This window comes from Pseudomonas sp. HP_01 (genome assembly GCF_055284355.1).
Genome location: NZ_JBTOPV010000004.1, coordinates 132385 through 143133, shown reverse-complemented (window position 1 = coordinate 143133; position 10749 = coordinate 132385). Strand labels below are relative to the sequence as shown.

11 protein-coding genes are annotated in these 10749 nt (G+C 61.4%); 8 read left to right on the top strand and 3 right to left on the bottom strand.

Annotated features, from left to right (window positions below; translation table 11 throughout):
* Window positions 1-461: 461 nt before the first annotated feature.
* The 4 genes from ACYAR8_RS04805 (at window position 462) to ACYAR8_RS04790 (ending at window position 4033) form a co-directional block, all read left to right on the top strand.
* Window positions 462-1784, top strand: coding sequence for an MFS transporter (locus ACYAR8_RS04805; RefSeq protein ID WP_074884722.1), 1323 nt, complete (start codon window positions 462-464; stop codon window positions 1782-1784).
* A gap of 249 nt (window positions 1785-2033) precedes the next feature.
* A complete protein-coding gene (locus ACYAR8_RS04800) occupies window positions 2034-2459 on the top strand; it encodes a hypothetical protein (protein ID WP_463579218.1) in 426 nt (141 codons plus the stop codon).
* A gap of 409 nt (window positions 2460-2868) precedes the next feature.
* The gene (locus tag ACYAR8_RS04795; RefSeq protein ID WP_074884716.1) at window positions 2869-3192 is read left to right on the top strand and encodes a hypothetical protein; all 324 of its coding nucleotides are present in this window, start codon (window positions 2869-2871) and stop codon (window positions 3190-3192) included.
* A 217-nt stretch (window positions 3193-3409) separates the two neighbouring features.
* Entirely contained in the window at window positions 3410-4033 is a 624-nt protein-coding gene (locus tag ACYAR8_RS04790; RefSeq protein ID WP_074884712.1) for a flavin reductase family protein, read from the top strand.
* Here the strand turns inward: ACYAR8_RS04790 and ACYAR8_RS04785 are convergent, their stop codons facing one another.
* Window positions 4034-4273: a hypothetical protein gene (locus tag ACYAR8_RS04785; protein ID WP_074884709.1), complete on the bottom strand. Its 240-nt coding sequence runs from the start codon at window positions 4271-4273 to the stop codon at window positions 4034-4036.
* 118 nt (window positions 4274-4391) lie between these two features.
* The gene (locus tag ACYAR8_RS04780) at window positions 4392-4745 is read right to left on the bottom strand and encodes an antibiotic biosynthesis monooxygenase family protein (protein ID WP_074884706.1); all 354 of its coding nucleotides are present in this window, start codon (window positions 4743-4745) and stop codon (window positions 4392-4394) included.
* Between the two features lie 368 nt (window positions 4746-5113).
* On the opposite strand from ACYAR8_RS04780, the gene ACYAR8_RS04775 reads away from it, so the two are divergent.
* A complete protein-coding gene (locus tag ACYAR8_RS04775; protein WP_108120777.1) occupies window positions 5114-6067 on the top strand; it encodes an AraC family transcriptional regulator in 954 nt (317 codons plus the stop codon).
* 42 nt (window positions 6068-6109) lie between these two features.
* Here the strand turns inward: ACYAR8_RS04775 and ACYAR8_RS04770 are convergent, their stop codons facing one another.
* On the bottom strand, window positions 6110-7741 hold the full coding sequence (locus ACYAR8_RS04770; RefSeq protein ID WP_463579217.1) for a 5-guanidino-2-oxopentanoate decarboxylase: 1632 nt from the start codon (window positions 7739-7741) through the stop codon (window positions 6110-6112).
* Window positions 7742-7886: 145 nt separating this feature from the next.
* Between ACYAR8_RS04770 and ACYAR8_RS04765 the strand changes: the two genes are divergently transcribed.
* The 3 genes from ACYAR8_RS04765 to ACYAR8_RS04755 all read left to right on the top strand — a co-directional run bounded on the left by ACYAR8_RS04765 (window position 7887) and on the right by ACYAR8_RS04755 (window position 10740).
* Window positions 7887-8774, top strand: coding sequence for a LysR substrate-binding domain-containing protein (locus tag ACYAR8_RS04765; RefSeq protein ID WP_463579216.1), 888 nt, complete (start codon window positions 7887-7889; stop codon window positions 8772-8774).
* A 140-nt stretch (window positions 8775-8914) separates the two neighbouring features.
* Window positions 8915-9091 (top strand): hypothetical protein, encoded by a 177-nt coding sequence (locus ACYAR8_RS04760; protein ID WP_178086334.1) that lies wholly within the window; start codon window positions 8915-8917, stop codon window positions 9089-9091.
* A 143-nt stretch (window positions 9092-9234) separates the two neighbouring features.
* Window positions 9235-10740, top strand: a complete 1506-nt coding sequence (locus ACYAR8_RS04755; RefSeq protein WP_463579215.1) for an MDR family MFS transporter — start codon at window positions 9235-9237, stop codon at window positions 10738-10740.
* Window positions 10741-10749 lie beyond the last annotated feature (9 nt).

Below are 10749 nucleotides of genomic sequence, written 5' to 3'. Positions count from 1 at the left end.
CGCTTGCCCGCGAAGAGGCCGGTACATCCGACGCATAACGGTCGTACGTGCCTACGCCTTCGCGGGCAAGCGCGCTCCTACAGATCTGCAGTACGCCAATTGCTCTGCGGTGTGACAACCGACGCATTCCCGGCTAAAGCCGGTCCCACTAAAGTATGCGGTGATTCCGTGGGACCGGCTCATTCCGCCGGGAAGAGACCAGCGTCTGCCACCAGATCTCACTGTTCGCCGCTGATCAGTGTAGGACCGGCTTCAGCCGGGAATTGGCTTCACCGCCGCCAGATAGGGAAGTGAGCGGATTTTCGCTCATGGGTTTTAGGCAACAAGCGGATTTCCGCGCACTCGCACAATCCCAACCCTTCTAAACAGGGGCTTTCAGCCTTTGGCACAGGTCCTGCTATCACTGTCGTCAGACCGCCTCGATGCGTTCCTTCTAACAACAATGACTTGCAGGAAATCCCATGGCCATCCCCAATTCTGCCTCCCACGGAACGGCTGCCGCGCCAGCCGCCGAGAAAACCACCGGAAGTCGCCTGAAATCCATTTTCAGCGGTTCGGTCGGCAACATGGTCGAGTGGTACGACTGGTACGTCTACGCCGCCTTCTCCCTCTACTTCGCCAAAGTCTTCTTCCCCAAGGGCGACACCACCGCCCAATTGCTCAACACCGCCGCGATCTTTGCCGTGGGCTTTCTGATGCGCCCCATCGGCGGCTGGCTCATGGGCCTCTACGCAGACCGCAAAGGCCGCAAGGCCGCGCTGATGGCGTCGGTGCTGTTGATGTGTTTCGGCTCGCTGATCATCGCCCTCACCCCCGGTTACGAAACCATCGGGGTCGGCGCGCCGATCATGCTGGTGTTCGCCCGCCTGTTGCAGGGACTGTCGGTGGGTGGCGAGTACGGCACCTCGGCGACGTACCTCAGCGAGATGGCGACCAAAGAACGCCGCGGCTTTTTCTCCAGCTTCCAGTACGTGACGCTGATCTCCGGCCAGCTCATCGCGCTGGCCGTGCTGATCGTCCTGCAACAGACACTGACCACTGAACAGCTGCAAACATGGGGCTGGCGCATCCCGTTTGCCATTGGCGCGTTGTGCGCGGTGGTGGCTCTGTTCCTGCGTCGCGGGATGGAAGAAACCGAGTCGTTCACCCGCAAGAAGGACAAACCCAAAGAAAGCCTGATGCGCACGCTGATGCGCCATCCGAAAGAGCTGATGACCGTCGTCGGCCTGACCATGGGCGGCACCCTGGCCTTCTATACCTACACCACCTACATGCAGAAATACCTGGTGAACACGGTGGGCATGAGCATCACCGACTCCACGACCATTTCTGCCGCTACGCTGTTCCTGTTCATGCTGTTGCAACCGGTGATCGGCGCGCTGTCTGACAAGATTGGCCGCCGCCCGATCCTGATTGCCTTCGGCGTGCTGGGCACGTTGTGTACCGTGCCGATCCTCACCACGCTGCATACCATCCAAAGCTGGTGGGGCGCGTTCTTCCTGATCATGGCCGCGCTGATCATCGTCAGCGGCTACACGTCGATCAACGCCGTGGTGAAAGCCGAACTGTTCCCGACCGAGATCCGCGCCCTGGGCGTCGGCCTGCCGTACGCACTGACGGTGTCGATCTTCGGCGGCACGGCCGAATACATCGCGCTGTGGTTCAAGAGCATCGGCATGGAGACCGGTTACTACTGGTACGTCACCGCCTGCATCGCGGTGTCGCTGCTGGTGTACGTGTTCATGAAGGACACCCGCAAGCACTCGCGGATCGAAACCGACTGACCCGAGACCGGGCTGGCGAATCGTCTCGCTCAGCCCTCCCGGACGGCAAAAACAAAGGCAGCTCACTCACATGAGCTGCCCTTTTGCATTCGCAGGCGCGGCTAAGTGCATGAATAACGCTCGCTTTTCGCAGTATCAATTTCAGCGATGATCGCTACCAATGCGATTGACTTCTTAATAATTCAGAGGCGAGTAAAGTTCACTCCATACCGAGTTACCCACTAACTAAATCGATCTGGAGCAACTACCATGAAAACTAACAAACTGATCTTCGGCCTCGCTTTCTCTATTCTTGCCAGCAGCGCCTTTGCACTCCCCGCTGTTGAAGCACACCACGAAGTTAATGCTGCAGTCGTTGCAGAAAACGGCTCGTCCCACACTAATATCGGTCGTGTCGCTGCTGACGGTTCGGACCACGTCGGTGCCAACCGCCTCGCTGCTGACGGTGCTGACCGCGTCGGTGCAAACCGTCAGGCCGCTGATGGCTCGGACCACGTAGGCGCCAACCGCCTCGCTGCTGACGGTGCTGACCGCGTCGGTGCAAACCGCCAGGCCGCTGATGGCTCGGACCACGTAGGCGCCAACCGCCTCGCTGCTGACGGTGCTGACCGCGTGGGTGCAAACCGCCAGGCCGCTGATGGCTCGGACCATGTTGGTGCAAATCGCCTGAGCTGATACACCCATGACGCACTCTCAGCCCGGCTTTATGCCGGGCTTAATTTTTCCCGCACGTGGAAACCTGAACCCCCCGATTTGACTGGTCTCCTGACAGATGTGGGTCAGCAGCGAATCGCGTATCCATCTCGTTTTCTATAGCTGGCATGCTCGATCCCTCTCCCCGCCGCGCACCGAGCTAGCAAATAACACCCACCAGAGTCAACAGGCAAATTCGCCGTCGCCGGTGAAAATTGCCTCATTCCAGCGCAAATGTCTCGCCGACGCTTTAAAACCGGGCGCTCCAGCCCACTATCATTTTTAACGATGGTCGATAGCAACAGCGTTAACTTCAACTTAATCTGCACGCGCGTAACATTGGCTCCATTCCCAAGTTGAAAACATTATTGAACTTACTGGAGCAACACTTATGAAAACGTCGAATATTATTTTTGGTATTAGTCTCTCCATTCTGGCATCGAGCGCCTTCGCTCTGCCCGTTTCCGAACAGCACTCTGCCTTTAACGGCACTGTTGTCGCAGAAGGCGGTTCTTCCCACACCAATGCATCGCACACCGGTTCGTATCGTCAGGCTTCCGATGGCTCCGATCACATTGGTGCCAATCGCCTCGCCGCCGACGGCGCTGACCGCGTAGGTAACAACCGCCAGGCTGCCGATGGCGCTGACCATATCGGTGCAAACCGTCTGGCCGCTGATGGCGCTGATCGCGTCGGTGCCAATCGCGCCAGCTAAGCGTTATCCGCACCATGCCCACCGTTTCATGTTTACCGCTTCATGTTCCACCTCCTGAACTCCCTTTGTAGCCCGACACTTGTCGGGCTTTTTTTTTGCGCGGGGTTCGGAGGTCGCTGGAATCCTCATCCAATGCCTTGCACTATGTCGGCCTGCATTCCGTGCACGCGCTCACCGTGCGCCGGCACGCCCGCACACCCACATTCAGGAACACACCATGTCAGACGATATTCATTTCTACGAGCCGTCCAAAGGTCATGGACTGCCCCACGACCCGTTCAACGCCATCGTCGGTCCACGCCCGATTGGCTGGATCTCGTCCCAGGACGCAGAGGGCAAGCTGAACCTGGCGCCCTACAGCTTCTTCAACGCCTTCAACTATGTGCCGCCCATCATCGGGTTCTGCAGCATCGGCCGAAAAGACAGCCTGAACAACATCGAGCAGACCGGCGAGTTCGTCTGGAACCTCGCCACGCGCAGCCTGGCCGAGCAGATGAACATGAGTTGCGCGGCAGTGCCGGCGGACGTGAGTGAGTTCGAGCTAGCCGGCCTGACCGCAGAACCGTCGCGCATCGTTTCCGTGCCGAGGGTAAAGGAGACGCCGGTTTCGTTCGAATGCAAAGTGACGCAGATCATCCAGCTGCAACGCGCCGACAAGGAAGTCGTGCCGAGCTGGCTGATTCTGGGGGAAGTGGTGGCAGTGCATATTGCCAAGCGGCTGCTGAAGGAAGGTGTGTATGACACCGCAGCCGGCGAGCCCATCCTGCGCGGCGGCGGCCCGGCTGACTACTTCCAGCTGAGCGCAGAGTCACTGTTCAAAATGTACCGGCCAAAAGGCTGATCAGTTCGGGGCGAATACCAGTTCGCCCTCTTGGGTGACGTCGGCGAGCCGCTCCAGCTCTTTTACGGCGGCGTCGTCAGCCGCGAACGCGGTGGCGAATTTCTGTTCGGCGAGCACGCGGTGAAAGGTTGGCGCACCGCCCATGACCCGTGCCTTGACCGCGATCGCGGCGCTATAGCCGTCATCACCGGGGACCGCTGCCGAGACGGCTTCGTGATGCTGAAATTCTTTGCGTGCCATGGTCCGACGCCCTGCTGTAAAAAATGAAGGCAGGAGTTTAAACGCAGGCGTTTGAACACTCGAAATGTTTTCTTCTCTGGCGTATTGGCCGCGCCCGTGAGCGACAGCACTCAACCCTTTATCCCGCCAGGCGATCACAGGCAGCGACATGAGCCTTCTGTGCCTGAGCCGGCGTTACCGTGGCGAAGGTCTGAAAATCCAGGCTCGCCACCAGCAAATCGGTCAGTAGTTCGGAAAACAGGTTGAGCTCAGGGGCGGCGAACCAGTCGTTCATTGCGGAGGGGTCGGCCCAGGTGCCGGTGATGACCCAGAAGTCGTCGTCTGTCAGAGACTTCTGCAGCGCGAAGTGCAGGCAACCCGACGCGGCGGCGGACGGGCTGATCAGGCTGCTCAAACGGGCGCCCAATTGCGCACCGTGTCCGGGCCGGGCGCGGACAGAAACCCAATGGCTCACGACTGATGTATTTAGCATGCTCTGCGCTCCTTTTCTTTACGTGCGTGTCTTTGCCGTGGGCGCCGTACTTCGGGATCGGGAATCGATGAAACAGGCTGCGGCGGGAAGTAAAGGTTAGGGGCAGGCACGCGCCGTGCGGTAGCCAATTACTGCCCGGTTATTGCCTGATTCTGCGCTGGCAGGTTCATCGTGATGGCCGGCCTCGCCGCTGTGCCGCGCGATGCACATGGACTTTCGAGCAACCATCCCGGGCGAACAGGGCCCGTTCATGGCAACGCAACACATCGGTAACAGAATCAGGCAAGCATCCGGCAGGATTCGCCTAACGCTTGCGCTTGCCCAAAAATAAGCTGTGCTGCATTAACGCCCTGTCAGAGGAATTCCCCATGTCGCTATCCGCTCTTGCGCCGTCCGCTCCGGATGCTCGACCTGTTGCCGAGCTGAGCGCGCAGATGACGCAGCAGCGTGCCGAGCTGGCAGAACTGATCCGCCGGCATGCCCCCGTCGATGGCAGCTTCCAGACGGTGATCAAGCCGCTGTTCATGGTTCGCCACGATCGTCCCTCGCAATCGGTGCCGGGGCTGGTGCAACCGGCGTTGTGCATCATGGCTCAGGGCCGCAAGGACGTAACGCTGGGCGGCGAGCTGTACACCTACGACCCGCTCAACTACCTGGTGCTGTCGGTGGCGCTACCCATCAGCGGCAAGGTGATTTACGCGACACCGGAAGAGCCGCACCTGGCCTTGCGCCTGGAAATCGATCCGGTCGAAATCAACGCATTGATCGCCGAGGCCGGTCCGATGAGCGTGCCCACGGGTCACAGCGGGCGTGGCATGTACGTCGAGCGGATCGATTCACAGCTGCTCGATGCTGTCATCCGGCTGATCCGTCTGCTGGACACGCCGAAAGACATTCCCATGCTCGCACCGCTGATCAACCGGGAGATCCTTTACCGGCTGCTGCGTGGGAGTGAAGGGCATCGGCTGTATGAAATCGCCATCTCCAACTGCCAGACCCATCGCGTCACCCAGGCGATCAAGTGGCTCAACGACCATTTCCAGGAGCCATTGCGGATTGAAGATCTGGCGAGGGAGGTGAACCTGAGCGTCTCGACGCTGCACCACCGTTTCAAATCCGTCACCGCCATGAGCCCGTTGCAATACCAGAAGCAACTGCGCTTGCAAGAGGCGCGGCGTTTGATGCTGGCGGACGGCCTCGAAGCCTCGGCCGCTGGCTACCGGGTCGGCTACGAAAGCGCTTCGCAGTTCAGCCGCGAATACAGCCGCCTGTTCGGCGCGCCACCGTTGCGGGATCTGGCGCGCCTGCGCAGCACGGTTTGATCAGGCGGTGAATACGCCGTCTCGGTCCGCCAGATGAAACCGTCAGACGCAGCTGCTCATCCATTGAGCCTGGTCGATCTCGATCAACGTCGGACCGCTGCGCTGGCTGGCTGAGTGCAGGGCGGCGGTCAATTGCTCAACGCTGCCCACCGCCTCCGCGGCGCACCCCAGCGCTTTGGCCACACCGATGAAATCAGGCGTGTAAATGTCAACGCCGATGGGCTCAATGGCGCGGTTGACCATGTACTTCTTGATCTCTTCGTAACCCTGGTTATTCCACAGCAGCACGATAATCGGCGTTCGCGCTTCCACCGCACTCGCCAGTTCGGACAAGGTGAACTGCAAACCGCCATCACCGATCAGGCACACCACTGAATTGGACTCTCCAGCGTCGCGACTGCCCAGCCAGGCGCCCACGGCGGCGGGCAATGCGTAACCCAGGGTTCCGTAACCGGTTGATGAGTTGAACCAGCGCCTGGGCTTGTCGAGGTCGAGGGTCAGGTTGCCTGTGTAGACCGGCTGGGTCGAGTCGCCCACGATCACGGCGTCCGGCAGCGCTTCGAGCACCGTTTGCAAGAACAGCGTCTGCCCACGGGTGGCATCGTCCCAGCCCGCCTCAAGACTTGTCCTCAGCTCCGCAACCCACGCAGCGCCCCACTCCTCGCTGCGTGTTGCCAGCACTTCGTCGGCCAGCGCATCGAACAAAGCCTCGGCGGCGTATTGAGCGTCGGACACCAGCCCGAGGGTCGGCGCAAAGTTGCGCACGGTCTGATCGGGATCGATGTCGATGCGCAGCAACGCGCCCGGAATCTTGAAGTGGCCCTGAAAGGTGATGTCGTAATCGGTCTCCGCCAGCTCAGTGCCGATGGCCAGCACCACGTCGGCGCTTTCAATGACCCCACGGGTGGCATCGAGGGACTGCGTCGAGCCGATCAGCAGCGGGTGAGCGCCCGGCAGCATGCCTTTGGCGTTAATGGTCAGCGCGACCGGCGCGTTCAGCCGTTCCGCCAGACGCGTCAGCGCCGGGGCGGCGTCAATGGCGCCGCCTCCCGCGAGAATCAACGGCCGCTGCGCCGTGGCCAACAGACGTGCCATCTGCCTGATCGCTGAGGGCGCCGGTCCCGCGCGGGTCACCGATACCGGTTGGCTGTGCAGCAGGGCGTCGGCATTTTCCACCAACACATCCAGCGGGATCTCGATATGCACGGGACGCGGACGCGCCGCTTGAAATACCGCAAACGCCCGGGCCAGCACCGACGGCAATTCAGCCGCAGACATCAGCGTGTGGGAGAAGGCCGCGACACCCGCGACGAGCGCACTCTGGGACGGCAGTTCATGCAGCTTGCCGCGACCGCCGCCCAATTGGCTGCGCGACTGCACGCTGGAAATCACCAGCATGGGGATCGAGTCCGCGTAAGCCTGGCCCATCGCAGTGGTGATGTTGGTCATGCCGGGGCCGGTGATGATGAAGCAGACGCCGGGCTTGCCCCGGGTGCGCGCATAACCGTCGGCCATGAAGCCTGCGCCCTGCTCATGACGCGGGGTGATGTGTCTGATCGACGACCCCGCCAGGCCCCGGTAAAGCTCGACCGTGTGCACGCCCGGAATGCCGAACACCCGCTCGACCCCGTAACCTTCCAGCAACCTGACCAGCACTTCCCCGCACGTCGCCATGTGCCTGCCCCTTTTGTGAAGTCTTGCCCGACGCGCCTGCAATTTGCCAGGCTCAGTAGGCGACTATTGAAGCTGCGGGCCGTATCGACCACAACGCATAAAATGTCATGCTTAGCCATGTTCTCAGCTCATGGCTAACCTGCCGATGAAACGCCTTCCTCCCCTGCCAGCGCTGCATACGTTCCTGATCACGGCGAAGTGCTGCAACTTCACCCGAGCCGCGGAGGCAATGCACATCACCCAGGGCGCTGTCAGCCGACAGATCTCCGGGCTCGAAGCGCATCTGGGCTATCGCCTGTTCAATCGTCAGGCCCGGGGCTTGAGCCTGACAGCCCAGGGCCGCGAACTGCTGCCGCGCATCGAGCAGGTGTTCAGCCTGATCGAAGAAGCGGTGGATCAGGTCAATGCCAGACCAAGGGCGCTGCAGATCAAGGCACCCACCTGCATCAGCCGCTGGTTATTACCGCGCCTGATGCAGTGGCAGAAAGAGCGGCCTGACGTGCCAGTGCAACTGACCACCACAAGCGCCCACACGGTGGATTTTCGGCGGGAGGATTTCGATGCCGCCGTGGTGTTCGGCGCGCACCCGGGTGATTCCAGCCACGTGCAGCACCTGTTCGATGAACAACTGACGCCCGTGTGCTCGCCGTCACTGGCGTCCGGCAATCCCCTCTCCCGCCTCGCCGATCTGGAGCGGCACATGCTCCTGCACCCTACCCTCGACGAGCGGGACTGGACGCTGTGGCTGAAGGCCGCCGGGGCGAAGCCGGGCAATATCGAGCAGGGCCAGCACTTCGACACGATGGACCTGGCGATGACCGTCGCCTCACAAGGTTCGGGCGTTGCCATTGGCGACTGGTCGCTGATCGGTGAAGACCTGAGCGCGGGGCGTCTGGTCATGCCCTTCGAGCTGAAAGTGCGGACCGGCGCGGCGTATTACTTCGTGCATCCCAGGGGCGCCAGCGTGCATTCGCCACTGCTCGACCTGCTGGACTGGCTGTCGCTGCAGGCGGCTGAACGGCGGATTGGCTGAGCGGCGCAATGCTGGCTCTTCACCAACGGCCCGCCTGATACAAACATTCAATCCCCATCACCCGGTCCACTCGCCAATAGCGACCTACACTGACAGTGTCCGCTCTGAACCAGATGTCCTACCGGATCGAGGCAAATGTCATGAGAACCACAATAAAAAGACAGTGCGTTTATGTCGTCGCCGTTACTGCCGTGTTGAGCCTGTATGCCGCAGGTGCCTACCGAATCGAACAGATGCGGCAGACGCCACGCATGGCGGTGGTCTGCACGATGGGGCATTGCGTGCCCACTGATGCGACGTTCAGCGCCCTTCGTTGACGGCAATTGCCGGTCGACGTAACGCGGGTCAACGTACTGCGAAAATCCCCACAGCCTGCTATCGATTAGCAAGCTAACGGACTAGACTTGGCACAAATTCCTGCGGGTGTTCAGCGGGTCAATCTGCCAGTCGAGTCCCTTCTGTGACGAGCCTTAATCAACCCCGTCCGGACATCCGCAGCATTCTGTTTGCGCTGATGATGGCCGTGTTTCTCAGCGCGCTGGATCAGACCATCGTTGCGGTCTCGATGCCGGCCATCTCCGCCCAGTTTCAGGATTTCGACCTGCTCGCCTGGGTGATCTCCGCCTACATGGTCGCGCTCACCGTGGCCGTGCCGATTTACGGCAAGCTCGGGGATTTATACGGCCGGCGGCGCCTGATGCTGTTCGGGCTGGCGACCTTTACCCTCGCCTCGCTGTTCTGCGCCATGGCCCAGAGCATGGAACAACTGGTGCTGGCGCGGGTGCTGCAAGGCATCGGCGCCGGCGGCATGGTTTCCGTGAGCCAGGCGATCATCGGCGACATCGTCCCGCCCCGGGAGCGCGGCCGCTATCAGGGTTACTTCAGCGGCATGTACGCGGCGGCCAGCGTGGCCGGGCCGGTGCTCGGTGGCTTCATGACCGAGTACCTGTCGTGGCGCTGGGTCTTCATTATCAATCTGCCGCTGGGGCTGGCGGCATGGTGGGTGGCGCGCAAAACGCTGGTCGGCTTGCCGGTCCCTCAGCGCAAACCGGTGATCGACTACCTGGGCACGGTGTTGATGATCATCGGCCTGACCTCCCTGCTGCTGGGCATTACCGAAATCGGGCAGGGCCACGGCTGGCGCGACCAGTCGGTGGTCATGCAACTGTCGGTGGCGCTGCTCGCACTGGTGATTTTTGTGCTGTATGAGCGGCGCACGCGCGAGCCTCTGCTGCCGATGCACCTGTTCGCCAATCGCAGCGCGGTGCTCTGCTGGTGCACGATTTTCTTCACCAGCTTCCAGGCCATCTCGCTGATCGTGCTGCTGCCGCTGCGCTTTCAGACCGTCACCGGCGCAGGTGCCGACAGCGCGGCGTTGCACCTGATGCCACTGGCCATCGGCATGCCCATGGGCGCGTACTTCGGCGGCCGCCGCACTTCGCTGACGGGACGTTACAAGCCAATTATCCTCACTGGCGCAGCGTTGATGCCGCTGGCAATCCTCGGCATCGCCCTCACGCCGCCGCAGTCGGCCATTCTGACGAGTCTGTTCATGGTCCTCACCGGCATCGCCAGCGGCATGCAATTCCCGACGTCGCTGGTGGGCACACAGAACTCGGTGGAGGTCAAAGACATGGGCGTGGCGACCAGCACGACCAACCTGTTTCGCTCATTGGGTGGTGCGGTCGGTGTGGCGACGATGTCGGCACTGCTGCTGGCGATGCTCGCCGGTTCCGGCATTGCCCAGGTCGGAGGCCGTTCAATGGCGGGCGAAGGTTCGGGCAATTTGCTGATGGACAGCCTGCACGCCGCCAGCGGCCCCGCGCTTGAATTGCTGCGCGGGCAGCTGTCGATGACGTTTCAGCACCTGCTGATGGCCAGCGCGGCGGTCTCACTGCTGGGTTTGTCAGCTGCGCTGGCAATGCCCAACAACCAGCTGCGCGGGCGCGACGACAAGGACCGATGAACGAACCTG